Raw genomic sequence first — 24,961 nt, 5'->3', positions numbered from 1 at the left:
TCCGGTTCTAGACGAGAGGCTCCTGCTGACTCAGGCAGTGAAAACTACCCAGCCCCCACACAATATCGGTCGAGTCGATCCCCACGATCTTGCGATTCGGGAAGCACTGGCCGATGATGTCCAGCGCTGGCTGGTCGTTAGCGCACCGGAACGTGGGCACAATGACTGATTGGTTTGTAATGAGGAAGTTCGCGTACGACGCTGGAAGCCGGAGTCCATCACTAACAATCGGGTCGGGCATGGGTAGCTCAACGATGGTCAGTTGTTTGCCGTTCAGCAGACGCATCTGCTTCAGTTCATGATGAATCTCCTGAAGGAATGGGTAGTTGTCATCGTTTTTATTCGGCTCATAAGCGGCAACAACCGTGTCTTCGTTCACGAACCGAACCGTATCGTCGATGTGCCCATCGGTGTCGTCGCCAACGATGCCTTCCTCGACCCACAACACCTGCTGAACCCCGTAGTAATCGCACAGGTATTGCTCGATGTCAGCCTGGGTGAGGTGACTGTTCCGGTTCTGATTGAGCAGACAGGCCCGACTGGTCAGCACGGTTCCGGCTCCGTTGAACTCCACCGAACCCCCTTCCATGACGATTCCAGGTGTAACGTAATCAAGCTGGCGATACCGGGCAATCTCGACCGGAATCAGATCGTCGCGGTCGAAAGGCGGGTATTTGCCACCCCACGCGTTGTAACCCCAGTTCACGATCATTCGTTTTTTCGTTTCCGGATTGATCAGAAAGGCCGGGCCATGGTCGCGGCACCAAGAATCGTTGGTCGGGTGGGGCAGGAGCGTAATGCGGCTCATGTCGGCACCCGCTGCCAGCAACCGGCGTGTGGCTGCCTGGATAACGATGTCATTGTGCGCGTTTATGCAAACCGGCTCACTCTCGGCAATGGCGTTGATGAAGTTGATATAGGCCGGGAACATTAATTCCTGCCGCTCGGTGGTCCACGATGCTTCGGTATGGGGCCAGCTCAGCCAGGTTGCCGCGTGGGGATGCCATTCGGCTGGAAAGAAAAAGCCCTCACGGGCTGGAATCGAGGAAATTTCGGATGAAGAAGTCAACGGCTTAAACGTTGGTATAACAATAAATTAGCCCCTAAAGGTACGAAATTCGGACGGGTCAATGACCAGCTTTATCCACCAAATCCCGTATCGTGTCTACGGTAAGGCCGTCGAAGTTATCTATAATCAGTGATGCCCCCGAATCAGCCAGTTCCTCACGGGTATGGGTTGTGGCTACGGCGACAACGGCCATGCCTGCGCGAAGTCCCGCCTGAATACCCGCAAAGGCATCTTCAAAAACGACGCACCTTGCCGGCTCAACGCCTACTTTTTCGGCGGCTTTCAGGTAAATTTCGGGATCGGGTTTGCCGTGCCTGACCATACTGGCATCAACGATGGCATCGAAATAGGAACGAAGCAGTAAACCGTCGAGTGTAAAATGCACGTTGCTCATCGGGGCCGACGTGCCAACGGCCAGACGAACATGCTGCGCCTTCAACGCATCCAGAAAAGCCATCAGACCCGGTGCCGGCTGGAGATAAGGACGATAAAGCTCCCGGTAAATCGCTTCTTTTTCCTCCGTCAGAACGATCAGTTCGCCGGGTTCGATGGGCCGTTTGAACACATACGCCATCGCATCGGCTGATACGCGGCCGTTAATGTTCTCGACGTATTGATCGCGGGTCAACGGAAAACCTTTATCCTGGGCAAACTTGATCCAGGCATTGATATGGAAATCGGTGTTATCCACCAAAACGCCGTCCATGTCGAAGAGAACGGCAAACGTAGTGTCAGGCATGGGAAACAAATGAATGTGGCTGCAAAGAAAGCAGATTGTTGGTTAGACTGGGTCGTCCGTTGGGTAAACCGGGGGCGGTTCGGGTAGCACGTCACCCGCCAGAATGGATGCTTCGTGCAGTAATTCGGTGGCTACCAGTTCGTCCGTCACCGTTTCGATTCGTTCATCGAACAGGTCCTGCCCCTCATCGGTGGCCTTCATACCGACCAGCAGTCGCCCGACGTAAAGCAGGTTAAGCGAGAAACGCAGTTCAGGAATAATACGACTGTGGCGGGTTTGCGGTTCGTTCGGCATAGTGAACAGGTAACAACATCCGGGCGGAAAAAGTAGCCTGTACGGCCAGATTCGTGCGTAAATGCCCGGCGTAGGTCCATCTGCGCGTATCTGATTTTGGCTACGAACGTTAACCCAGATCATTACTGATACTGATGCAGGGCTTCACGAAGAAACGTTGTTAGCTTGTCAACCAGCGGTTTAGGCGTTATAACCCGTACCGAATTACCCAGCCGGGCCAGTTCATAGATCAGTTCGTTATTGACGATTATCATGAGTTTTACCCGAAATTCGTCTTCGGTATCGACCAGAATATCGTCATCCAGAAATTGGAAAAATGGTTGTGCCCGGAAATGTAGCCCCTGTTTGCGTGTGAACGACAGAATTACCTCCTGTGCGGGTTCATCATAAGCGGCTACACCCAATGCCTGATAAAAATAAGCATTGGCATCGAATGGGGGAGTGTCACAGGATTCGTCCGTTAGCTGTATGGAATCACCCATGACCCGATCCAGGCCAAACACCCGAGCTGCCTGATAATCGAGTTGCCAGCCGACTACGTACCACCGATTGCGGTGTTCCTTGATAACGTACGGAAAGAGCCGGTGCGTTTTGGTTATCTCCGTATCGAACCGCTGGTGGTCGAACTGCACAACACTTTGCTGATGAATGGCGCGCAGAAATACCTCGACCCATTCGCTGCCTTTTACGAATGGAACCGATCGCACCGGCGACCCGGTCGAAGAGGATGTGCTGGCCGTAATCGTCGGACTGACTGGAACGAAACCGGACGGCCTTGTCGATTTTGTCGACCGTACCACGCAATCCCTCGAACAGACTCAGGTGCTGAAACTGGTTGAGCGTGGCAACCGCCGTGTGCAGGGCGGTAAGGTCTTTATTGGTGAGCGCAACGGATGCCGCTAGATCGAACGGATGTGTGTAGTGATAACCCCGAAGCTGACGATTGTACTCAATGGGGGCCTCATAGTCGTCGCGCATCAGCTGTAGATCATCGCGGAGTGTGCGTTCGGAGCATTCACAGAGTCGGAGCAGATCAGCTTTTGAGACTGGTTTGCCACCCCAACTATTCAGGCGGTCATTGATTTTCTTCAGGCGTTCGTATTGATTTTTAACAACCGGCATAAAAAAGTGTGGTTAGTCGTCCGTTTCGGCAAATAGATTGCCGTGTAGGAAACCATCTTTGTCACATGATTTACCTGTGATCGGACTGCCGGATACTAAATTCAGTCACCAATAATCACGAATTAATCACAAAAAGCACGCACTTTCACGTTCGTACCCCTTTTGACCGCTATGCAGTTTAAACTCACGCTTCGTCCGACCGCCCGCCAGACGATGGTGCCCTTCAATTACGCGTATCGACTCAGCGCGTTCATCTACGCCGTACTCGCCGAAGCTGATGCCAAATACGCTACGTTCCTGCATGGACAGGGCTACGAATACTCGTCTACGCGCCGGTTCAAGCTCTTTACCTTCTCGGATTTGATCATCCCGAACGCACGTGTTGATACGAAAGCGGGGGGACTATGGGTGACGACGCCACACATCGAATGGATGGTGAGTTTCTACGTAGACAAAGCCGCCAGTACGTTTATTATGGGTCTGTTTCAGGATCAGCGTTGCGTCATTGCCACGCCGAAGCACCGCGCCAATCCAGGCCGGGCAGAGTTTATCATCGAACGCGTCGAAGCCACACCGGTGGAGATTGATACAAACACCGTTACGCTGCGGACGCTCTCGCCCGTAGTGATTGCCGAGAAAGATGAGCGTGGCATGGATCAATACCTACACCCGGCGGATACGGAGTTCGGCCCGTTACTCGTCGCGAACCTGCTGGCGAAGTACGGGAGCGTTCAGGCAGTCACGGCAGCGGGAGCGGAGCTCATGGACGAAATCGATACCGCATCAGTAATGTATCAATTACTACCTGACCGGGGACGGAATGCCGCCCAACCCAGATCAAGACTGCTGACTATAAAAGAAGGATCACGGGAAGAAACCAAAATCAAAGGCTACTATAACTTCCAGTTTGAACTAACCGGCCCACGCGAATTATTGGAATTAGCCGTGCTGGCAGGAGTTGGACGGTATAACTCGGAAGGTTTTGGCGCACTGGGGGTGGTCGAAGCGAGGTCTACTTCTTCGAAGCTTGAGCCTGCTTCTTCGTCATGAATGCTTCCCAGTCAAAATTTTTCAGGACTGTATTCATGAGGTAATCAGCCTTTGCCTTAGCGCCTTCCTCCGCCGTGTCAAATTTGCGAGCTAAGGGATGGTCGGCTGGAAGTTTATGATCAGCTTTTTTTATTACAGATGCCATGATATTGATCCGCAGAAGTATAACAAATTACAAGATAAGCATTATCATAGAACTGACCAGTCGCAATGATACTATTTGAAGTTTATACCGGTAGCGCTATGCTCAATAACGCGCTGCAAACCATCGAAGCACTGGCTAAGCAAAACATTAGTACGGTTGACGCCGATACGTTGCTTAGACTATTCAAGAATCCGTACAGTGATGGCTTACACACACTCATACGCTTGAATAAGCGATTGAAGAGCTATACGATGCTCTTCTCTAAAAATGGGCCGCTACTCAACGATAAAGAGTTCGGAGAAGCCATATATAACCAACTCATTACTGGTATTCTGGAAAACGTAGAGGATGAGGGTCCGTATACCTGCGAGCTATCGGGCTTGAAATTCAAAACCACGTTTGATGTTTTCTATGAACAGACGCTCCGCAAAGTAGGCTACCCCGCCAGCAAGATTAAAGGTAAGGATAAAACCGTCAATCGGTGTTGGTTTCCGTTGCTGGGTGGGTTAGGCTCTGACGCACAGGCATTACCACAAGCTAAGTATGCGCTTACTGTTCACCCTGTTTGCTTGGCCGTTATGCAGTTTCTGCCGTTATCTGCTGTGCTATACAAAGGGGGAATCTTATTGATTGACTCCTCAAATGAAGATCTGTCTAAACGGCTGATTGCTGATCACATAGATCTCATAAAGAGTAGAGCTACGGCAGGTTCGTCAACTTCGTCGGTTGATAATATCAAAGATTTTAACAAAGGTCATTACTTAAGTAGAGCGTTACATATTCTGGCTGATAAAGAGCGGAGTGATAAGATTACGGCTTTCAATCTTTGGAGTTTCACTAATTCAGGTACCGGGGCGAGTTGCGAAATTGACCGTATCCCAAATCAACTGATCGTTAAGCTGCTCAAGCTGTACAGAAATCCTTCGCTACGGCCAACGCTGGAAGGAATTCTAAAGAATCCAAAAATTCAATCAGACTTTCTGGATTGCCTTGAGGGGAACATTGATTTCTATGGACTTTATCCTAACAAAAATTCAGATGGCGTTTCTGTTCGATTTTACGAAGAGTATCAACGCCTAATTGGAAACGAGGATAAATTAGAATACGCCAAATACATCGCTCATCTACTCGGGAAAGAGGAATGGAGTAAAGCGCAGCATAAGTTCTTGGGAAAATCGGATGCTCCAATCAGCGATTATGCCATGTATAAAAGTATGATTTTTGAGTCGCTAGTAGGGGCTGCAAGCCGAAAAGAGTGGCATTGGGCGCACCACGTTTCGGTTCTCAATAACCCTGAAAAAATCCCAATAGATAGTACCATTAGTCGAATGTACCGGATGGTGCATTTCTATTATCTCCACTTCTTAGCATCACAGGACGATGAAAATGTATTAATGCCTTCTATTACAGATGTATCCAATTTAGCTATAGGTCAAATGGTTAATTTGTTTTTTCATTTGATAGGAGAGGACAAACGTAGCTACAGCAGCCGTTGGTTAGGTACCCGTTATCAGGAAGGCAATCCATTACCCTTATTGATTCGGGAAGGGAGTCGATTGTATGAGTTTGAAACAGTCTATTCATTGCTGTTCGATTCAGAAAATCGTCTGAACGCTTATGGGCTGCGGGATATTCTGCGGATATACCTAAACTACTACCGCAATGAGTCAACCCCTCGGTTGGATATTCAGCCAACGAATCTGCTTCCTAAGCCTAGTGTTGAGCAAAATGACTACCTGAAAAACTTCCGCCAATTTGTTGATGAATACACCCATTACTATCGTGGTGGACGAAACAAAGGTCAACTGGATGAGGAGAAATTTCGTCAGCACGTACTGGTTCCTATGCGTAGGGAAAACTTCCAAATTGCTCAATGGCTCGATTCTGTCAGGGAAAGCATGATTAAACTTGAAAAGGAGTTAAAACAGCCGTTTGCTCCGTCGATTCCATCTGAAGGACTTCTGTACGACTATATGGGTAAATATAACCCATCGTTTGCCCGATTTGCTATTGAATATCTTTTAAATCAATTCTATCACCAAGTTTCACTTTCTCTTATAACAGTTTAGTATGGCAACTCTCAACAACATTACCGGTGCATTAGTCATTGATGGCACAGCCGCCTTTTTAAATGGTGCGGGTTTAGGCGCAGGCGAAGACCGCAACAAAGTAGTCCCCAAAGTATTCGAAGAAATGGTGAATGGCCGCCGTGAAAAAGTGCCTTACGTATCGGCTCAGGCATGGCGTCGATGGCTTCGGAACACATCAAATGAGGAGAACAACTGGACACCCAGCGAATTGCAGGCAATCGGCGTTTCGAAAAAAGGAACAACGAACAAAATATCTACACAGCTCGACCCGATTGCTTTCCCGGAAGATGATCTGTTCGGCTATATGCGTAGTGGAGGCAATGATAAGTCAGGAGCGAGTGATGAAGAGGACGAAGATGAAGCGCCTACAAAAACTAAAGCGGAGAGTGTTCAACGGACATCACCGTTTAAATGCTCTGTCTTAAAGGGTATTCGTGGTAAGCGAACGCTGAACGTTGATGAGGGTTTCGTTCACCTTAAAGAAAACACGCCACTGCCGTACTCAACGCAATTTTATGCGGCTCACCTAGAGGGCTTTTTCAATCTAGAATATTATCGGCTCGGGCAATTTGACAACCTGGGTAGCAAACAGGAGTTGGCTTCCGAGACGGTCAAACAATATGCAGACCTGCTGACGAACAAACCATTAGGGGCTAAAGGCACATTCAAACGCTTCACATTACAAAACGCGGAGCAGTCACGTAAAGAGCGTGCGGCTGGTTTGTTACGTGGACTGGCATTTTTACGGGGAGGAGCCAAGCAGGCTGCATTCGGTGCAGATGTTAGCCCTAAAGTGCTGATTTTAGCCGGACTTGAATGTGCAAACCCCGTCTTTAATAATCTGTTTGAAGGTTCTGGGGAGATGCCATCTTTAAAAATAAAAGCGCTAAAACAAATCATTGAAGACTATCGAAATAAGTTGGCAACACCGGTGTATATCGGTATCCGTGAGGGGTATTTGCAAAACGAAGATGATGTAAAAGCACTTGCGGATGGTACTTCTGTTGTTGTTGGCTCGCCCATAAGCGTTGCTCAGGACTTCATAAAGGCCAATTTGACTACGACACCCAATGAATGAAGTGCTGGAAGTTCAATTTGACGGATGGACAGCAACACCACGTTTGCCCTTTGTCCTTTCTGGAAATGCGCTTTGCATGACGGTACCTTCTTATTCGTCGCTACTAGGGTTGATAGGTTGCTGTTTGGGACGTATTGTTACACATGATGAAGTACAGTTTGGATTTCATTATCAATACGTAACAGAAGCTAACGACCTGGAAACCCGCCAGCGGCTAGAATTTGATGGTAGAAGCGTAAAGCCACACGCCAAAGGTACGGATGCCTACAAACGAGAGTTTCATGTCATAGCGGCAACTGACTCGGCGGGTGATCTTCAACCTTGTTTGACTCTTTGGCTAAATCGCACCGATTGGATTGATTATTTCCGCTATCCGATTGGAACGCCTGCGCTGGGGCGCTCACAGGACTTACTGCGAATCCGCTTTGAATCAGTTCGTATTGTCGCAGTTGAGCCTATTACGCAGGCAAAAATTAGTGGATGCGCCTTACCTTTTTCATCCGGTATGCAGGTAGCCGGACAGCTAGTTCAGCTAGCCGACGCTTATGAAGAACACACGCGGGTAGGGGCAGGCCGAAAGCCAATCAATCCGCGTGTTTTCATTAATCTGGCGGCAGGCGCTGGCCAAGAAGTATCAATCGGTAATCTGTTCAGAACCGGAGAAGGTAAAAGTTTCTATCTACACAACTGGCAATGATTTAAAATGGACTTCAACATTTACAAAGCCAAAAGTGACGACCCAACGTTTACGTTATGCATGACGCTTAAGGAACATACGCGACGGGTAGTTCGGGCAGCCATTGAGTTAGTTAATCGGTTACCTTTTACGGAAGACGAGCGTAGAGAGTGGCTGAGAAAAGCTATTCGTAGTGCTGTATGGCATGACATCGGTAAAATTCACAAGGGTTTTCAGTTGAATCTTAAAAAAGGTACAACGGTCGTAAGCATTCGCCACGAACTCATTTCACTTTGGTTTTGTGAGCAGTACCTGAATCTTCCTATTGACGAATTATTCGCCATTGCTACGCATCATAAAGGAATCGTTTCAGATGGTTTCAAAAAGCTTTCTCTTTTCGAAATAGGAACCGACTTAACCTGTCATCTGGCCGATGACCCTACGTTGGTAAAGAACGCCGAAGCGATTGTGAAAGCATGGGGGGCGCTTTTCAATGATGTTTCACCAGTGACAAATAATCCTTCTCCTAACGATACCTATTCAGACGAAATTCAATTTCTTCTGATGAAGGACAGACAGCAATCACAGGCGGTAGATAGGTTGCAACTAGCTCGTATGCGTGGCTTGCTGATGGCGGCTGACCATATTGGCTCTGCAAAGACAGAAAGCGATTTGCCAGTGTGGAAACGACTTGAGTTAACCGATTTTTACCCTACTACTATAAATGATAAGAAGCAAGTCGTTCGAGTGCCTTTCAGACCATTTCAAGAGCGAATGCAGCAATACGTAGGTGACGTTATTCTGCACGCGCCGACAGGGTCGGGGAAAACGGAAGCAGCACTAAGTTGGGTGTATGCGAATCAGACAGAAAATGCCAGACTGTTTTACCTGTTGCCTTATACTGCTAGTATCAATGCTATGGTACGTAGGCTTAAGGGCGTTTATGGGAAAGACCGTGTAACAGCTCTTCACAGCAAGGCCCTTGATTTTTTCTATGAAGAGGCAATCAACGAAACAAATAATTTTCAACAAAGCGAAGAGATTGCCCGGAATAAACGGTCTGCTTCCCGCGAATTATTTTACCCTGTTAAAGTAGCTACGTTGCATCAGGTACTCAAACACGCGCTACACGGTAAAGGATGGGATATGAGTTTGTTCGACTACCAAAATGCACTGTTTATTATTGACGAATTTCATACGTACGATGCACACTTAACAGGGATGATGTTGGCAACACTTAAATGGTTGAAGCGATTCTGTTGTGCTAAAATATTGTTAATGTCAGCAACAATTCCCAAGTTTTTACTTGAGCGAATTGTCATAGAACTGTTTGATGGAGATCAATCAATGGTTGTTCGGCCCAAGTCTAAAGAGCCTGCCGATGCAGAGATTTTAAAGCGTATCCGGCACAAACTTGTTTGTTATCCTCAAAAAGCAGTTTCGAATGTATTACATCAGATTACAGCGATTCTGCAGGAAGGTAAGAAAACAGTGCTCGTTATTGTCAATAATGTAAAGTCCTGTCAGGAATTGGCAAAGGCATTTGATAGCTATGAACCTAAGCTTTTGCATGGTGGATTTCACCGGGAAGAACGTACAGAAATCGAAAAAGCTATAACGAATAAAGATAAAGCTAAACGACCTCGTTTGTTAATAGCTACCCAGGCTGTAGAGGTTAGCCTGGATATTGATTATGACATCGCATTTATTGAGAATGCACCAATAGATGCATTAATCCAACGGTTTGGTCGGGTTAATCGTGCTGGTAAACGTAAGAAGCCTTCGGAGATTCATCTCTTTGAGCAAAGCATAGGTAATACCAGACGCATCTATGATGAGGCCATTGTTAAAGAGACTTGGAGAGTCATGTTAAATCTAGACGGGAAAGAACTATCAGAGCAACATTTGGTAGAGGCTTGTGATGAAGTTTATGTAAATGGCTATACGGATGAGCAAGAACGAAATTTTCAAATCGGTTTTACTCACGACCGCATTATCAATTTTGACGCGTCTTTCCATGCAGGCGATTGGTCTGATTGGGTCGAAGAGGTTATCGATAAAAGTAATTTGAAGATTGACGTTTTGTGCGATAATCTCAGATCTACTTTCGAGAGTCGAAGAAAAGAAGGGAAATACATTGAGGCTAGCCAATTATTGGTCCAGGTATATCCGTGGGAATGTCCAAAAGAGTATCAAAGTAAATTGGAAGATAAGCAAAATACATTGGTGGCAACTAATTTAAAATATGCGCCGGGTATTGGATATCAACGTATTGAGCGTTCTCCTGATTTTAATTTCTTATAGAAACGTTAACCTTTGATCATGCATGCCAACGCGACCCTTGTAAACTACCTGCATCTCTGTCATCGTAAGCTATGGCTTCATGCTAACCAGATTCGGATGGAGCATACATCGGAGGCAGTTGCCGAAGGTAAACAACTGCACGAACACGCGTATCCGCAACGTGCCGAACGGTATCGTGAAATCATTCTCGACGGTTCTAAAATTGATTTCTACGATCCGTACGATAAGGTCGTGCATGAGATCAAGAAGTCTGATAAGCTGGAACATTCGCACATGGCGCAGGTCCAGTTCTATCTCTATCTGCTTCGCCGAAACGGCATCGAGGGGGCTACGGGGCTGATCGAATATCCGAAGCTGCGCCAGACCCAAACCGTTCGGCTGGATGACGACGACGTACCCGTTGTAGAAGCCTGGGTGGCCGACATCGAACGTATCGTGTCTTCCGACCAGTGCCCGGAACGTATCGCTAAAAGTAAATGCCGTTCGTGCAGCTATTTTGATTTTTGTTACGCCGAAGAAGAGTAGCGTATTTCCACACCAGACTATGAAACAGCCTAAATACTTATTCAACGCCGGTCGGATGAGCCGACACGACAACACGCTGAAATTCACACCGGTCGATGAGGAGGGCAATGAAGGCCAGTCGCGTCATCTGCCGATCGAACAGGTATCTGAGCTGTACGTATTCGGGAGTCTGGATGCTAATTCGGCCCTGTATAACTTCCTGGGGCAGCATGGCGTATCGGTTCATTTTTTCAATTACTACGAGCATTATACCGGTTCGTTTATGGCCCGTGAGTATCTGCTGGCGGGTAAAATGCAGGTAGAACAGACGAAGGCGTATCTATCGGCAAAGAAACGAATCGTGGTTGCGCAACGGCTGATCGAAGGGGCCGCAGCCAATATTCTGCGGGTGCTGAAATACCACACTAACCGAAACGCCGGTCGCCGTGACGAAAGCATACCGACCGCCATCGCCGTTATCGAACAATTGCTGATGTCGGTTCCGGGAACGAACGATGTTCCCATGCTGATGGGCATTGAGGGCAATATCCGGCAAACGTACTACAGCACCTTCGATACCATTGTTGGTGAAACGTTCTGCATGGATGGCCGCAGTAAACGTCCTCCCCAAAATGAGTTGAACGCGCTTATTTCGTTCGGTAACATGCTATGCTACACGGCCTGTCTGAGCACGATTTATCATACCCAACTGAATCCGACCATCAGTTTTCTGCACGAACCGGGGGCACGTCGGTATTCGCTGGCACTTGACATTGCGGAAATCTTCAAGCCCATTCTGGTCGACCGGCTCATTTTTCGGATGATCAATAAACGGCAGCTACAGCCATCGGATTTTCGGGCTGAAATTGGCGGATGTGTTATGAAAGAGGCCGCCCGGAAACGGTTCGTACAGGGCTTCGACGAACTAATGAAGGAAACAATCAAGCACCGGTCACTGGGGCGTAGTGTCAGCTACCGGCACCTGATCAAGCTGGAATGTTACAAACTACAAAAGCATTTGCTGGGGGTGGAAGAGTACCGACCCTTCAAAGCCTGGTGGTAGCTGTATAAAGAGTGAAAGAGTGAATATGCGAAAGAGCGACTATAGCCCTGAGTGATATCACCCTTTCACTCATTCACTCTTTCACTCTTTAATTATGTACGTAATTTTAGTGTACGATATGGGGCAGAAGCGGGTCGGCAAGATGCTCAAACTTTGTCGGCGGTATTTGAACTGGATTCAGAACTCCGTTTTTGAGGGTGAGTTAACGGAGGTACAGTTAAAAGAGTTACTTTACGAAGCGGGACGAATCATGAAGGATGATGAGGACAGTCTGATACTTTTCAAAAACCGCGATCAGAAGTGGCTGGAAAAACAGGTTGTGGGAGTGGAGCGGCAGTCGACGGATAATTTTTTGTAGGGGTAAGTGTCGTCAATCGACTTAAATCGTTCTTTGATCAGCTGTAACAAACGCTCATTGGTTAGGAGAAATGGTACTTATGTTGTTGATTATCAGTGTGTCGTCGATCGGCCGGGGTTTTCGTACTATTGCCGGTTGACGACTTTTTAGGTAGATTTAGGAAAAATAAACCGCGTCAGGGCTTCGCAAAGCCCTTTTTTCAGCCGTAAATTGACGGCTTCTAATCGTACCGTAGTGGAATTGAAATATCGCTGCGTTGAATCGCTCCTGCCACTGTTGCCCGCCTTCTAATCGTACCGTAGTGGAATTGAAATTTGGGGAGTACGTCCGGCCGGGCCAGTGGGGCTATGATCTTCTAATCGTACCGTAGTGGAATTGAAATCTGCCTTCACTGTTGAATAAATCAACCAGTCGCCAGTACTTCTAATCGTACCGTAGTGGAATTGAAATTTGATCAGCCCTTTACTGGATCGCATTCGCGAACTGCTTCTAATCGTACCGTAGTGGAATTGAAATATTTCCATCAGGCCAAACTATCCAAGCGGATGCAAACTTCTAATCGTACCGTAGTGGAATTGAAATACTACAGATCCGTTCAGGATGCGAACCCCTGGGAATCCTTCTAATCGTACCGTAGTGGAATTGAAATACGGTAAGCAGCCCTTGTTCCATCGTTCCTGTGCGGCTTCTAATCGTACCGTAGTGGAATTGAAATTTAGCTGCACTGCGTTCGAAAAACCCTCTACTACTCTTCTAATCGTACCGTAGTGGAATTGAAATCCAGATCCAGTCGTTTTTGATAGAAAAGCGGGGGACTTCTAATCGTACCGTAGTGGAATTGAAATCCGTAAAGCGCAGGGTAGCCGGTTCTGCGGGGTGCCCCTTCTAATCGTACCGTAGTGGAATTGAAATCCGTAAAGCGCAGGGTAGCCGGTTCTGCGGGGTGCCCCTTCTAATCGTACCGTAGTGGAATTGAAATAAGTAGATCCCGGCTGCGGTCAGGGTGCTACAACGCCTTCTAATCGTACCGTAGTGGAATTGAAATGTATCAACCGGCCGCGCTCCGCATCAATCTATTCGGCTCCTTCTAATCGTACCGTAGTGGAATTGAAATGTTGCAGGAATGATCGTGTTTTTCTGCCCTAAAACCCTTCTAATCGTACCGTAGTGGAATTGAAATATTGAGCCAATCCTGTATCTTCTTTTTGTTGGTGTCGCCTTCTAATCGTACCGTAGTGGAATTGAAATCTGGCACTATCGCAGGTCACCGTGTCCAGGCTCGCACTTCTAATCGTACCGTAGTGGAATTGAAATTTGCGGCTCAGGCGGAACGTATATCGGGATTGGAAACTTCTAATCGTACCGTAGTGGAATTGAAATACGCTATACCCTGAGTGTAGACGCTCAGCATGAAACTTCTAATCGTACCGTAGTGGAATTGAAATGAGCTGGCCGAGGATCTGGACAAGATCATGGACCGGCTTCTAATCGTACCGTAGTGGAATTGAAATTTATTTGCCGCAGCCCGGCTCCGATTGCGCTTATCACTTCTAATCGTACCGTAGTGGAATTGAAATCCATTGCCAAAGACGCCTACGTGAAAGGTGGTGATGACTTCTAATCGTACCGTAGTGGAATTGAAATCCATTGCCAAAGACGCCTACGTGAAAGGTGGTGATGACTTCTAATCGTACCGTAGTGGAATTGAAATATTCCATGTGTTTTGTATCGGTGGTCATGCCGGCCCCTTCTAATCGTAACGTAGTGGAATTGAAATATCAATAAATTCATGCAGTAGTGGCTCTAGGATTGCGCTTCTAATCGTACCGTAGTGGAATTGAAATAGTTGTCGAATCATGAGTTTGGTCTCTTCCGAGTCCACTTCTAATCGTACCGTAGTGGAATTAAAATATTGAAGTTCGAATGCTGCTACAACGCTGGATTGTGCGACCGCTTTGCGTAGCTCACTTGTGATGGGTAAACAGGTGCTTGTCGATAAACACGTCGGCGTATCGCTTGCCCAATGTCTGGGCGGAAGGAGTATCGAAGTGCGTGGAGTCGCCCTTATCGGTTAGGCCGCTTGAAACAATGCAGTACGTATTGGGAACCCGACTAGGAAGTTCCAGCAAAGTATTGTTAATCGTTCCGGCATCCCGGTTTCGGTTGACGACAAAATCGCCCAGGGTTCCCGCCACAAACGGTATCGTAGGCGCATTCAGGTCCTGACGCAACCGCTGGATGAGTTCCGCCAGTTTCGGGCCATACGAACCTACCTTGTCCGGACTTGAGTCGCTCTCACCCTGATGCCAGAGAATACCCGCCAATTCGCCCTGCTCCAGCGCTTTTCTGGCTCGCCGGATGGCATCGTCGTAGGGATAGGATTGGGTTGGTTCGTAATAGGCACCGGGTTTCCAGAAATCGATTCCTGAGCCGCCAACGGCGCAGGGAATCAACCCGATGTTCTCGTCAGGAAACGCTTCGGCCAGCCGTCTGCCAAAAGCGAGTCCCGGACCAACGCCAATGACCGCTGGCTTGTCGAAATGCATCGGATCGTGGGCGGGTACCCATGTTTGTTCCTTCGTGAGCATCCAGACATGGTTCACCGGCTGCTGATCCTGTTTCTGAGGGATGCCCCGACCGGCCATGTTTGACTGACCGATGAGCAGGAATAAGCGCAGGCGGGGAGGCTTGTCCTGTTTTAACGCGGCACTTAGGAGAACGAAGGCGAAGAGGACCAGTCTGAGTGTCATGGCATAGGGTTTACCGTAAAACCAACGAGCCTCGTTATTATACTAATGATACGTATTCATTCGAGCGATCTGGCCCCTTGTCGATTGCTAGACTGCTCGACCCACCGCTGGCTGTTTCGGCCTTTGTGAACCAGCTACAGTTGTCGGTTTTACTGCAATAGTCTCGGTTTTTCGGCCAGAAACAGGAACTACAGCTGGCTTTCTGATGGGCCTGGGCTGATCAACTGCTCGACGGGCGTGTGTTTAGCAGTAACCGGAATACACGGTTGGGAGTGAGATGCAGTTAAAAAATTGTCAATGGCGACGTTGATCTAGCCAATGGCTGTCGAGGTTTCAGAATACATGGGGCAATGGTTGGCCCGCAAGCAGTGTCAAGTATGCATTAGTCAGTACCACTCCCGTAAATACCTGAACCCCAAAGAGCGTTTACGGCATCGGTGGTCAGGCTAGTCGTTTGCTGCTGTGCTCCTTCGTGACTAACTTGCCCGCTAATCAACCGTCGGGACCGCTAGTTAACGATACATTTCTTGTTAGCGATGGCTAATCCGGGTAGAGTTGACATACGCAATTAATGGCTTACGCATGCTTTTAGTCTTAACTGCGATCAATAAACAAGCGCAACGGCGTACATTTTCATGCCATTTGGAGGAACTTGAAGATGTCTTTGAGGTTCTGAATCGTATTGTCGCGCTGGGGGATACGCTGACCAAGGTTTACGTCATTGACGAGGGCAATCGCACCGATTTGCCCCCGGACGCGTTTGATGGGTCGGCTTTTTCAAGCTCGTTGCAACGAATGGAACACCAGTGGCAGCATGCTTTATGTGAGCCAGAACGTGCTCACTCGTCCGAAGATCAGGAACTGATTGGGTGGACCAAGCAACGGGAAACAATGTACCAGTCGACTATAAATACCCATCAACTGATGATTCAACGGTTGGAGAGGTTACTGCAACGGACGACGCATACACTGTACCCCGGCTCCGACACAGACCGTCTTGTTGAGCATTACCAGACCCTTATCAGTTCTTCTCAGAATCAATTAAGCAAAGCCAGACTCGGTCTTGCCACTGTGGTCAAGCGCCTACAGCAGTTAGGCCTTTAGGCTCCCTACGGGGTTACCTGCTCTCGATAGTAGCAATGATCTGATCGATAACTGCCTGTTGTTCCGTATCGCCGGACGCGGAGAGGCTGGTTAATTGCTGCTTGATTTCCTGCCACTGCGGGATGGACAGGAGGATGGCTTCAGTCGTAAATTCAACTGAATTGTCCAGGTTGGTCTGCTCAACGGGCAGCGGCTCCAGGAGCGTTTTGGCAAACTCGGACCGAAGCCGATCTTTCGCGTAGGGGACGGGGTCGAGGTTTGCGTCCTTGAGGATTTGTTTAGAATACGTTTTTGTTCTTTTCCACCACATGGCACTTCGAGAATAAACTGATAACGTAACCGTGAACAGGGCGTTATGTTAGGGAGTAGCCGGAAATAAACAGGAAGCCGAGCGGCTCACCGCCACCCCAACGGCTGCGCTTAATTCCGCTCAACAGAGTCTTTAGGTATTCAATATGTTGATAATCAGATAATTATTTTAATTTAAACTGGTACGTACCGGCCTGTAGCTGAAATTTCTGAACCTTGCCCGTTCTTTCCACCGGACGGATCGCTTTCGAACTGGATGCGAGCGGCAATCCGTTTTCGTAGATCGTTTTGCCGGGCGGCACGATCAGGGAAACCGTTGCGGTGGAGTTTGGTGGCACAACGATGTCGTACGAAAGCTCAGTAGCTGTGCGTTTCCAGGCTGAACGGATCGTTCCGTAGGGACCGGTATGGGCAACATCGACCTGATCGAGGTTGCTAACAAACATCGGTTCAAGCAGCACATTTTTGAAGCCCGGCTGAGTGGGATCGGGCTTGATACCTCCCAGGGCTTTGTAGAGCCACGCGCCAATTTCACCAAACATAATGTGGTTCATGGAAATATCGCTCTTGGCATCGATCGGCCAGTTTTCGTAGAGTGTCGTCGCTCCGTTGACAATCCACCAGCCCCAGGAAGGGAATGTTTCCTGCGAAGCGAGCGTATAGGCCTTATCGGCATGCCCGTTCTCACTCAGTGCGCCAAGAATAGCTTTCGTTCCCAGCAGTCCTACGTCCAGATGATCGTTGTCGGCCGTAACCCGCTTCGCCAGATTCGACGCTACTTTACTGTTCAGTTCATCGGGGACTAAACCCCAGTACAAGGGAACGCTCAACTCCGTTTGCAGCCCACTGCCGTAGAGCCCGGTTTCTTTATTGAGGTATTTGGCGTTAAACGCTGCTTTTATCCGTGCCGCTAATGCCGAATAGTACGAATAGTCGGTCTGTTTCCCGAGCAACTTCGCCGTTTTGGCCAGAATAGACACATCGGCAAAGTAATACGCCGACGAGGTCAGTTCGACGGGCGATTTGGATTTCACGGGCACCCAGTCACCCAGCCCCCAGCTTGTCAGTCCCGAAGGACTTTGTTCGTTGATATGGTCAACGTAGCGTTTGATGTTATCGTAGCAGTCAGCCAGTAGTTTCTTGTCGCCGTAAAACAGGTAAATGTTCCAGGGGATAATGGCAATCGTACTGGTCCAGTCCGGACCATTGCCCCATTCGTACCCCCAGCCATCGGTCGGAATAATGGACGGCAGAACGCCATTGGGCTGTTGTTCGTCGCGGTGATCGGCCAGCCATTTCTCGTAGATCGTAATACCGTCGAAATTATACAGACCCGTTTCGCTGGCAATGTGCGCGTCGCCCGTCCAGCCATTTTTTTCGCGCTGCGGGCAATCGGTGGGATAGCCAAACAGGTTCGACAGATAGGCATTGTTGGTGGCCCACCATAGCTTGTTCATGGTTGGGTTCGATGATTGAAACGTACCGATTGCGGGAACATCACTGTGCATAAAATAACCCGTCAGACTTGCCTGCGTCAGGTCAATGGGCTTGTCGCTGGTAACCTCCACATACTGAAAACCTTTGTAATTAAAGCGGGGCATAAATGTTTCCGGACCCCGACCTGCCAGCATAAAAATATCCGTCTGGAATGGATCACTTTTATCGGTGGGCCGGTAGTGAACGTCAATGTTCGACAGATCGACATGGCCATTGTCATACAGCCGTTCGCCATGTTTCAGCCGCAACGTTGTTCCCGCGCTACCCGTCACGCTGATCTGACTCACGCCGGAAATGTTTCGTCCCAAATCGAACACGTAAGTCGTGTCATTAAATTTTCGGATCGCTTTCGCCGGAATGCGTTCTACAGCCCGGATTGGATGCATGGTCTGCGCAACAATCGTTTCCGATGGTGTCGATCGGTAAATAACTTCTTTCCAGGCTTTATCGTCAAAATTGGCCGTGTTCCAGCCTGGCTGTTCTAGGCGTCCGTCATAGTGTTCAGCGGTGTAAATGCTGTTGAAAATCAGGGGGCTTAACGCTGTTTTCCAGTCTTTTCCAGACGTAACCGTCTCGATACTTCCGTCGTCGTAGGTGATCCGTAAATCCAGACAGAACGTCGGCCGACCCCGCCAGGGTGCTTCGTGAAAGTACCAGACCGCCGTTGACTGGTGGTTATACCAGCCATTGCCCAGCAATACACCAATCGCATTATTGCCGGTCTGCATCTGTGCCGTTACATCGTAGGTCACATACAGCGTACGGCGATCGAATCGGGTGTACATCGGGTCAAGGCGATGGCTACCAATTTTTTGTCCATTGATGTATAACTCATACAGACCAGCCACCGCTACGTAAGCGCGGGCGCTTCTGATTTTTTTGGCCAATTTGAAGGCTTTACGAAAGTAAGGAGCAGGCTTGATGGTGACATCCCGACTGTCGCTAATCCAGGAGCCCTGCCAATTTCTGGCATTCATCAGCCCGGTTTCGAAGCTACTTAAGGAAGCCGGTTTCGCATTTCTACCGTCTTTATCCCAGAGGTCTACCCGCCAAAAGTATTTGGTAAAGGGTTGCAGCGGTTTACCCGCGTAGGTAATCAGCGCCTGATCCGTAAGAACTTTGCCGGTTGTCCATTGATTCGCTTTGCCCTGACTCACGGCCACAGAATCTGTACCGATGTAAAGTTGATAGGCGGTTTGCCGGGCTCCCTGTCGGGTATCCGATAAGCGCCACGACAAACGGGGATTGGCCGCATCAATTCCCAATGGGTTGGTGAGGTACTCGCATTGGAGATCAGTGGGAGCAACCGAAACCTGAGCCTGAAGGGCACCGGTACGGGTCAGAAAGAGTAGAGAAAGGCTGGCGATCCGTAGAACGAACTTGAGCGAACTGGCCGGTTTTATGTCGGCTGCGTTGATACGAATCATGTACACGATACTTACATCCTGGGATTAGCTGGTAAGAAAAGACAAAATGAAGTCATGTTTACCAACCTGTACCCGAAATGTTGGCCAAATCGCGACAATTTACCCGTGAGGTAGCTGAGCTGGTCGACGCCATGATGGAACTGCGGGACTTAGTGCTGACGTATTGGCGCAGCATCGTGCTATTCTGGATGACGACGAAGCCGCTTATCAGATTTTAATGGCACTTGCCGGTCAAGCACAGAATACCAGTTGCGCCGAGTTCATAGTCTATAGCTCTCTTAGTACAACAATAAAACAAAGAAGCCCGGCACCTCATTAGGACCGGGCTTCTTTATGGCCTAAATCTGAACCGTTTCTAGGGTCTTTTAATCAATCGTAGCGTACGGCTTTCAGGGCCCACCTGCAACTGATACAAATAAACTCCGGCGGGTAGAGCACTTCCTTCCAGTTGAAGTTGATGGACTCCACTTGACTGCTCGCTGATTGCTTCCAGTTGCCTTATCTCTTGCCCTTTGGCATCTGTCAGCCGATGACGAACTGACCCGCCCAGGGGTAGTCGGTACTCAATAGTCGTCTGATCGATAAAGGGATTGGGATAGGCACGGGCCGATAGATCCGACCCCTCTCGACTTGTCGTTGATGAGACGACAGATACCGTAGCCGTAAATACTGAACCAGCCTGCGCGACAAAACCTGGCTGTAAGGTAATCGATTGACCGGCGGTGTAGTGAGCCGTAGCCCCCTGGCGGAGTTGATTGCTGGCAATAATAGCCTCAACGGCTCTCTGATCACCAGAAGTAATTGTCGATCGATCTAAGATCAAGCGTTGGGGATACTGTTGAGCGATGACTGATCCACTCATCATTAACAACCCGAGGACGGCTATCGGTGCTTTCATCAAGTAAATAGGGTATAGGGGACTGGTGAGATTGATTATCGTTTGTCGAGTAGCTGCTTGACGAGTTGCTTCAACTCGTCAAGCTCAGCTTGTTGACTCTTGGCATTCTGCTGAAGGTGTTGATTAACGATTTTCTGCTGTTGACTCTCCTTCTCCAGCTGAATACTATATAGGGTCAGTTCCTCAATCTTTTCCAGCAGTTTGGCATCCATCTTTGCGATATCAATACCCTTCTCTACTACCTCAGCCGCCGAAGGCACGCCGGGCAAGTGTTTGTTGGTCTGAATGTAAGCGCCAACCTCAGCGAGTGACTTTAAGCGATAGTTTTTATCAAATACGTAATCGCTCCAGTCTGAGGTATTCTTTACCGCTACTTTCACCTTCTCGGTCAAAATGCCTTTGCTCACAAATAGATTATAGTCTGCTGACGTCTTATCAACGCCCTGACCAATGATGATCGATTCACCGTTAATGCTCTGCAAAAACGAGCCTTTCCGCTGCCAGAGTGCATCCACAGCGCCCTCACGAGCCGAGCCGTTCATACTGCCCAGAATCACATTACCCGACCCGTCAACGGTCAGAAACTTGGCCTGACTGGTTGCACTAGCCGGCGAGTTGCTGGTCAGATTCTCTAAACGCAGGCCTGAGGTGTTAGCTGAACCCGAGACTAGATGCAGCTTCGCTGAAGGAGCGCTAGTGCCGATACCCACACTCGCATTAGCGCCCAAGACAATACTGTTACTCTGGCTGACCCGGGCTCTAGCACCGATAGCCGTGGCATTCCTCAAGTTCGGCGTTTCAGGGGTAACGTCAGCAGAAAAGCCAATGAAGACGTTCTCATCGTTGCGACTTTCCACCCCAGCATAGCGGCCAATGGCTACATTGTGGAAACCCGAGTTGTTTCGCAGTAGCGAGCCATCGCCAATGGCGGTGTTACCTATTCCAGTGGTGGTGGCGCTTCCTGAGCTATTGCCTATAAACAGATTATAACTAGCCGTCGTATTCTGCCCCCCTGCTTGTTGACCTAGAAACAGATTACTTTGTCCACTTATGTTGTTGGTGCCAGCAAGACTGCCAATGAAGACGTTAGCCTCGCCAGTCGTGTTTTGCTTTCCAGCTTGGTTACCCACAAAGACGTTTATATTACCCTCCGTATTAAACTGTCCAGCATTAGCGCCCACAAAAACATTCTCCCGGCCCGTGCGGTTTTGGACACCAGTCGAAATGCCCAGGAATGTATTTGAGCTACCTGTACCATTTAAAGCACCAGAACTATACCCCACAAAGGTATTCCCCTCCCCTGTCGTATTGCCACTTCCTGAACCATTCCCTAAAAAGACATTTCCCGCTCCAGTAGTATTACGGCGACCTACGAAAGATCCTATCATTACATTGTCTCCCCCTGTCATGGTTGAATTAGCGGTGTTAGGACCGATTAATACATTGTACTCTCCGGGACTAGTTGCATTGGGTGTCGTGGCCACGTAGTTGTTCTGAGCCAGCAGTTGGGTAGTCAACAACAGAAGAACTAAAAGGATACTTGGTTTCATAAGACTCTACGTTGGTTTACAGGGTTAAAAGGCAATCGCGAGTGAGCATGATCTATGTCACACGAACAGTCAATTAAAGGTAACCAACTGCACTTTTCTATTAGCATAGCCGGCTTCATCCGGCGAGAAATTTTACTATCCGGTGTATTTGGTTGACTCGGTACAAGGGCCGGATCAACTTCATTGAACGCCTGAAATTGAGAACTATACTCACAAAAACGCCCGGCTCAAGATGGCCAGGCGTTTTTGTAAAATAAGATTAAATATATTGTCTCTCACTTCTTGTCAACTAGCTGCTTCACCAATTGCTTTAACTCGTCAATCTCTGCCTGATGCTTCTTGTCGTTTGCCTGTAGCTGCTTCTCCAGCTGAATACTATACAGGGTCAGTTCCTCGATCTTCTCCAGCAGCTTGGCATCGGTCTTGTGCAGATCATTACCTTGTTCGACCATCTCCTTGGCCGAGGGAACGCCCGGCAGGTGCGCATGCGTCTGGATATACTGCTCAACCTGAGCCAGGGGTTGCAACGCATAACCTGGCTTGAAGACGTAATCGCTCCAATCCGAGGTGTTCTTTACGGCTACTTTCACCTTCTCGGTCAAAATACCTTTGCTCACAAACAGATTGTAGTCTGCTGGCGTCTTATCCACGCCCTGACCAATAATGATCGATTCACCGTTGGTGCTCTGCAAGAATGATCCCTTCCGCTGCCAGAGCGCATCCGTAGCACCCTCCCGAGCCGAGCCGTTTAGGCTGCCCAGAATCACATTACCACTACCGTCGACGGTAAGGAACTTGGTTTGCCCGCCGGTAGCGGTAGAACTGATGGGCAGATTCTCTAAGCGTAAACCAGACGTATTCGCTGTGCCTGTAGTGACGTGCAGCTTAGTCGTGGGCGATGTGTTACCTATGCCTACACTGGCGTTAGAAGCACCCAATATAATGCTGTTACTCTGGCTGACTTGGGCATACGGTCCGATGGCCACCGCGTGGGTGATTTCTGAATTGCCGGGGACTACATCCGCCACAAAGCCAATAAACACATTGTAGTCTCCCCGGCTATTGCCCCCCGTATACTGACCAATAGCCGTGTTGCGCTGACCGGTGGTGTTGCCCAGGAGTGATCCGTCACCGACGGCGGTGTTTCCTACGCCAGTAGTAGTAGCGCTACCCGAAGAGTTACCCACAAATAGGTTGTAGTTGCCGGTAGTATTTGCTCCGCCAGCCTGCTGACCTAAAAACATGTTACCTTGGCCGGTTGTACTGTTGAAACCTGCCTCGCTGCCTATAAACACATTGGCTATACCAGTCGTATTACTAAGGCCGGCTTTCCAACCGACAAAAACGTTTCCCACATTGCTATTTGCCGAGCTAGTACTATAACCGGCTTGATAGCCAATAAACGTATTGGCATTAGTCGTGGTTGCATTGTATCCAGCCCTATAGCCAACAAACGTATTTTCGGCCCCGGATTGATTGTAGAGTCCCGCACCAGCCCCCATAAAGGTGTTCTCAGACCCGAATAGGTTAGCCTGCCCGGCATTGTAGCCTATAAATGTATTTGCACCACCTCCCGTGTTTTGCGAGCCTGCACTGGCTCCCAAAAAGGAATTGTATACCCCCGTAGAGTTTTTGTTACCCGCGCTATCGCCAATAAAAACGTTATAGGCACCGACCATGGTTGGATTGCCTGTTTGGGGACCTACCAGCGTATTAAATGTACCAGGTGAATTAGCATTGGCCGTATTTGCAACATAGTTGGTAAGGTCTTGAGCCAATAGTGGCGTACTCAGCAGCAGGACGAACAAAAGGATACTTGGTTTCATAGGAGTCTACGTTGGTTTACAGGATTAAAAGACAATCGCGATCAAGCTCGGGAGTGGGAATATACTCTATCAGGCTGACAGTCAATTAAAGGTAACCACCTGCGCTTCTTTACTGGCAGAGTCCGGTTCGCGTTGCGTGTAATTTTACTATTCGGTATACTTGATTGATTCGGTATTAGAGCCGGATCAACTTCATTGAACGCCTAAAATTGAGACTATACTCACAAAAACGCCCGGCTCAAAACTGACCGGGCGTTTACTCTTCTATCCACACCATATTTAGACAAGGTGTCGCCGTCTATAGACGGGAATCCGGCCTAAGGTCGTCTAGGCTCGTCTATTTCCATCTAAGACTTATATCACGAGAACAATCCTTTTCTCACTCGTTGGTTAAGCCAAGTTTGACTGAAATTAAGCTGCCTAGGATGTGTTCTAATCTGTTAGACCCGTTTTGTCATTCTATTGAATTGAGTACATTGTGAGGCTAGAACTAAACCTACTATGGCACCTTTACCCAGTACTGATATTGAACTTGGCAAATGGTATCCTGCAACACTAATACCGCCTGATTTACACGAAGAGCAGTTCGGCAACGACTACTCAATGATCCTTGGCATAGACGGACATGGATCAGTTCCCGGCTGTTACTTCCTTCAAAAGGGGATGTTTTACTGGCATTGCGAACGGTATGGCGATTTCGATGACGAGGCTATTTCCGGATGGACCCGGGCTCAGGAGATCAATAATAATATTGAGTGGGAGACTGATGTTGCCAAGGATGTAAGCGGCTGGATGATCATAGCTGATGTTCCTAAAGATTTTGAAACGATTCAGACAGATGCCGTCAACTCGTTTATTGGTGGCGAACCTTCGAATGATGAGGATGACTTTGACGATCAGGATGATGACCCCTATCATCACTCCCCTGATACCTGTTAATCGAAACTTGAATTGATCAACTTCGTGAGCAAAAGGCAGTGAGCACGCAGTGAAAAACTATATGTATTGCCTGAATAATGCGCTGTTCTGTGTGAGTGTTAAGTTTTAATCCAAGACAAATCCCGATTCAATTGAACCGGGATTTGTCTACCGTTCTAACATAGCAGGA

Annotated in this window: 22 protein-coding genes and 1 CRISPR repeat array; of the genes, 12 read left to right on the top strand and 10 right to left on the bottom strand. The window is 48.5% G+C overall.

What is annotated here, in order from left to right; all coding sequences use genetic code 11:
- Positions 1 to 7: 7 nt before the first annotated feature.
- From GK091_RS13935 to GK091_RS13920, 4 genes are all read right to left on the bottom strand, one after another.
- On the bottom strand, positions 8 to 1,069 hold the full coding sequence (locus GK091_RS13935; protein ID WP_170312654.1) for an agmatine deiminase family protein: 1,062 nt from the start codon (positions 1,067 to 1,069) through the stop codon (positions 8 to 10).
- A gap of 58 nt (positions 1,070 to 1,127) precedes the next feature.
- Complete coding sequence (locus tag GK091_RS13930; RefSeq protein WP_164039068.1) at positions 1,128 to 1,808, bottom strand: HAD family hydrolase; 681 nt, start codon at positions 1,806 to 1,808, stop codon at positions 1,128 to 1,130.
- Between the two features lie 42 nt (positions 1,809 to 1,850).
- The gene (locus GK091_RS13925; protein WP_164039065.1) at positions 1,851 to 2,102 is read right to left on the bottom strand and encodes a hypothetical protein; all 252 of its coding nucleotides are present in this window, start codon (positions 2,100 to 2,102) and stop codon (positions 1,851 to 1,853) included.
- Between the two features lie 122 nt (positions 2,103 to 2,224).
- Positions 2,225 to 2,734 carry a helix-turn-helix transcriptional regulator gene (locus GK091_RS13920; protein WP_164039062.1) on the bottom strand — a complete coding sequence of 170 codons (510 nt, stop codon included), beginning with the start codon at positions 2,732 to 2,734 and terminating at the stop codon, positions 2,225 to 2,227.
- A gap of 16 nt (positions 2,735 to 2,750) precedes the next feature.
- On the opposite strand from GK091_RS13920, the gene GK091_RS13915 reads away from it, so the two are divergent.
- The 9 genes from GK091_RS13915 (at position 2,751) to cas2 (ending at position 12,492) form a co-directional block, all read left to right on the top strand.
- The gene (locus GK091_RS13915; protein WP_164039058.1) at positions 2,751 to 3,005 is read left to right on the top strand and encodes a hypothetical protein; all 255 of its coding nucleotides are present in this window, start codon (positions 2,751 to 2,753) and stop codon (positions 3,003 to 3,005) included.
- A 390-nt stretch (positions 3,006 to 3,395) separates the two neighbouring features.
- Entirely contained in the window at positions 3,396 to 4,274 is an 879-nt protein-coding gene (gene cas6 / locus GK091_RS13910) for a CRISPR-associated endoribonuclease Cas6 (protein ID WP_164039054.1), read from the top strand.
- Positions 4,275 to 4,484: 210 nt separating this feature from the next.
- Positions 4,485 to 6,488, top strand: coding sequence for a hypothetical protein (locus GK091_RS13905; RefSeq protein ID WP_164039052.1), 2,004 nt, complete (start codon positions 4,485 to 4,487; stop codon positions 6,486 to 6,488).
- Between the two features lies 1 nt (position 6,489).
- Complete coding sequence (locus GK091_RS13900) at positions 6,490 to 7,587, top strand: DevR family CRISPR-associated autoregulator (RefSeq protein WP_164039050.1); 1,098 nt, start codon at positions 6,490 to 6,492, stop codon at positions 7,585 to 7,587.
- Positions 7,580 to 8,284: a hypothetical protein gene (locus tag GK091_RS13895; protein WP_164039046.1), complete on the top strand. Its 705-nt coding sequence runs from the start codon at positions 7,580 to 7,582 to the stop codon at positions 8,282 to 8,284. Before GK091_RS13900 ends, GK091_RS13895 begins: the two co-directional genes overlap by 8 nt.
- A 60-nt stretch (positions 8,285 to 8,344) precedes the next feature.
- The gene (gene cas3 / locus GK091_RS13890) at positions 8,345 to 10,567 is read left to right on the top strand and encodes a CRISPR-associated helicase Cas3' (protein WP_164039043.1); all 2,223 of its coding nucleotides are present in this window, start codon (positions 8,345 to 8,347) and stop codon (positions 10,565 to 10,567) included.
- A gap of 18 nt (positions 10,568 to 10,585) precedes the next feature.
- The gene (cas4, locus tag GK091_RS13885; protein ID WP_164039040.1) at positions 10,586 to 11,092 is read left to right on the top strand and encodes a CRISPR-associated protein Cas4; all 507 of its coding nucleotides are present in this window, start codon (positions 10,586 to 10,588) and stop codon (positions 11,090 to 11,092) included.
- A 19-nt stretch (positions 11,093 to 11,111) separates the two neighbouring features.
- On the top strand, positions 11,112 to 12,134 hold the full coding sequence (gene cas1b / locus GK091_RS13880; RefSeq protein WP_164039036.1) for a type I-B CRISPR-associated endonuclease Cas1b: 1,023 nt from the start codon (positions 11,112 to 11,114) through the stop codon (positions 12,132 to 12,134).
- 94 nt (positions 12,135 to 12,228) lie between these two features.
- Positions 12,229 to 12,492: a CRISPR-associated endonuclease Cas2 gene (gene cas2 / locus GK091_RS13875; RefSeq protein ID WP_164039032.1), complete on the top strand. Its 264-nt coding sequence runs from the start codon at positions 12,229 to 12,231 to the stop codon at positions 12,490 to 12,492.
- A gap of 217 nt (positions 12,493 to 12,709) precedes the next feature.
- Positions 12,710 to 14,403: direct repeats of the CRISPR family, unit length 30 nt; unit sequence CTTCTAATCGTACCGTAGTGGAATTGAAAT.
- 53 nt (positions 14,404 to 14,456) lie between these two features.
- Here the strand turns inward: cas2 and GK091_RS13870 are convergent.
- Complete coding sequence (locus GK091_RS13870) at positions 14,457 to 15,242, bottom strand: sialate O-acetylesterase (protein ID WP_164039029.1); 786 nt, start codon at positions 15,240 to 15,242, stop codon at positions 14,457 to 14,459.
- 642 nt (positions 15,243 to 15,884) lie between these two features.
- On the opposite strand from GK091_RS13870, the gene GK091_RS13865 reads away from it, so the two are divergent.
- Positions 15,885 to 16,346, top strand: a complete 462-nt coding sequence (locus tag GK091_RS13865) for a hypothetical protein (RefSeq protein ID WP_164039021.1) — start codon at positions 15,885 to 15,887, stop codon at positions 16,344 to 16,346.
- A gap of 13 nt (positions 16,347 to 16,359) precedes the next feature.
- On the opposite strand, the gene GK091_RS13860 is transcribed toward GK091_RS13865, so the two are convergent.
- Together GK091_RS13860 and GK091_RS13855 are read right to left on the bottom strand one after the other, a co-directional pair.
- Positions 16,360 to 16,656, bottom strand: a complete 297-nt coding sequence (locus tag GK091_RS13860; protein ID WP_164039019.1) for a hypothetical protein — start codon at positions 16,654 to 16,656, stop codon at positions 16,360 to 16,362.
- A gap of 163 nt (positions 16,657 to 16,819) precedes the next feature.
- Complete coding sequence (locus GK091_RS13855; RefSeq protein WP_164039016.1) at positions 16,820 to 19,579, bottom strand: alpha-L-rhamnosidase; 2,760 nt, start codon at positions 19,577 to 19,579, stop codon at positions 16,820 to 16,822.
- 77 nt (positions 19,580 to 19,656) lie between these two features.
- On the opposite strand from GK091_RS13855, the gene GK091_RS13850 reads away from it, so the two are divergent.
- Entirely contained in the window at positions 19,657 to 19,797 is a 141-nt protein-coding gene (locus tag GK091_RS13850) for a hypothetical protein (RefSeq protein ID WP_164039012.1), read from the top strand.
- Positions 19,798 to 19,934: 137 nt separating this feature from the next.
- On the opposite strand, the gene GK091_RS13845 is transcribed toward GK091_RS13850, so the two are convergent.
- The 3 genes from GK091_RS13845 to GK091_RS13835 form a co-directional block, all read right to left on the bottom strand.
- A complete protein-coding gene (locus tag GK091_RS13845; RefSeq protein ID WP_164039009.1) occupies positions 19,935 to 20,477 on the bottom strand; it encodes a T9SS type A sorting domain-containing protein in 543 nt (180 codons plus the stop codon).
- 35 nt (positions 20,478 to 20,512) lie between these two features.
- Positions 20,513 to 22,027, bottom strand: coding sequence for a TMF family protein (locus GK091_RS13840; protein WP_164039007.1), 1,515 nt, complete (start codon positions 22,025 to 22,027; stop codon positions 20,513 to 20,515).
- Positions 22,028 to 22,302: 275 nt separating this feature from the next.
- The gene (locus GK091_RS13835) at positions 22,303 to 23,853 is read right to left on the bottom strand and encodes an autotransporter outer membrane beta-barrel domain-containing protein (RefSeq protein WP_164039004.1); all 1,551 of its coding nucleotides are present in this window, start codon (positions 23,851 to 23,853) and stop codon (positions 22,303 to 22,305) included.
- A 501-nt stretch (positions 23,854 to 24,354) separates the two neighbouring features.
- On the opposite strand from GK091_RS13835, the gene GK091_RS13830 reads away from it, so the two are divergent.
- Positions 24,355 to 24,792: a hypothetical protein gene (locus GK091_RS13830; protein WP_164039002.1), complete on the top strand. Its 438-nt coding sequence runs from the start codon at positions 24,355 to 24,357 to the stop codon at positions 24,790 to 24,792.
- Positions 24,793 to 24,961 lie beyond the last annotated feature (169 nt).

The sequence above is a fragment of the Spirosoma agri genome (assembly GCF_010747415.1).
In the GTDB taxonomy this organism is placed as follows: domain Bacteria; phylum Bacteroidota; class Bacteroidia; order Cytophagales; family Spirosomataceae; genus Spirosoma; species Spirosoma agri.
Note: the sequence above shows the minus strand (reverse complement) of the source record. Positions and strands in the feature narration are given on the sequence as shown.

Excerpts from the sequence above, each read along its gene's own strand:
- GK091_RS13860 (WP_164039019.1), bottom strand. The coding sequence starts at position 16,656 with ATGTGGTGGAAAAGAACAAAAACGTATTCTAAACAAATCCTCAAGGAC.
- GK091_RS13930 (WP_164039068.1), bottom strand. The coding sequence starts at position 1,808 with ATGCCTGACACTACGTTTGCCGTTCTCTTCGACATGGACGGCGTTTTG.
- GK091_RS13840 (WP_164039007.1), bottom strand. The coding sequence starts at position 22,027 with ATGAAACCAAGTATCCTTTTAGTTCTTCTGTTGTTGACTACCCAACTG.
- GK091_RS13850 (WP_164039012.1), top strand. The coding sequence starts at position 19,657 with ATGTTGGCCAAATCGCGACAATTTACCCGTGAGGTAGCTGAGCTGGTC.
- GK091_RS13845 (WP_164039009.1), bottom strand. The coding sequence starts at position 20,477 with ATGAAAGCACCGATAGCCGTCCTCGGGTTGTTAATGATGAGTGGATCA.
- cas6 (WP_164039054.1), top strand. The coding sequence starts at position 3,396 with ATGCAGTTTAAACTCACGCTTCGTCCGACCGCCCGCCAGACGATGGTG.
- GK091_RS13870 (WP_164039029.1), bottom strand. The coding sequence starts at position 15,242 with ATGACACTCAGACTGGTCCTCTTCGCCTTCGTTCTCCTAAGTGCCGCG.
- GK091_RS13895 (WP_164039046.1), top strand. The coding sequence starts at position 7,580 with ATGAATGAAGTGCTGGAAGTTCAATTTGACGGATGGACAGCAACACCA.
- GK091_RS13905 (WP_164039052.1), top strand. The coding sequence starts at position 4,485 with ATGATACTATTTGAAGTTTATACCGGTAGCGCTATGCTCAATAACGCG.
- GK091_RS13835 (WP_164039004.1), bottom strand. The coding sequence starts at position 23,853 with ATGAAACCAAGTATCCTTTTGTTCGTCCTGCTGCTGAGTACGCCACTA.
- cas2 (WP_164039032.1), top strand. The coding sequence starts at position 12,229 with ATGTACGTAATTTTAGTGTACGATATGGGGCAGAAGCGGGTCGGCAAG.
- cas4 (WP_164039040.1), top strand. The coding sequence starts at position 10,586 with ATGCATGCCAACGCGACCCTTGTAAACTACCTGCATCTCTGTCATCGT.
- GK091_RS13915 (WP_164039058.1), top strand. The coding sequence starts at position 2,751 with ATGGCGCGCAGAAATACCTCGACCCATTCGCTGCCTTTTACGAATGGA.
- GK091_RS13900 (WP_164039050.1), top strand. The coding sequence starts at position 6,490 with ATGGCAACTCTCAACAACATTACCGGTGCATTAGTCATTGATGGCACA.
- GK091_RS13925 (WP_164039065.1), bottom strand. The coding sequence starts at position 2,102 with ATGCCGAACGAACCGCAAACCCGCCACAGTCGTATTATTCCTGAACTG.
- GK091_RS13855 (WP_164039016.1), bottom strand. The coding sequence starts at position 19,579 with ATGATTCGTATCAACGCAGCCGACATAAAACCGGCCAGTTCGCTCAAG.
- cas1b (WP_164039036.1), top strand. The coding sequence starts at position 11,112 with ATGAAACAGCCTAAATACTTATTCAACGCCGGTCGGATGAGCCGACAC.
- GK091_RS13830 (WP_164039002.1), top strand. The coding sequence starts at position 24,355 with ATGGCACCTTTACCCAGTACTGATATTGAACTTGGCAAATGGTATCCT.
- cas3 (WP_164039043.1), top strand. The coding sequence starts at position 8,345 with ATGACGCTTAAGGAACATACGCGACGGGTAGTTCGGGCAGCCATTGAG.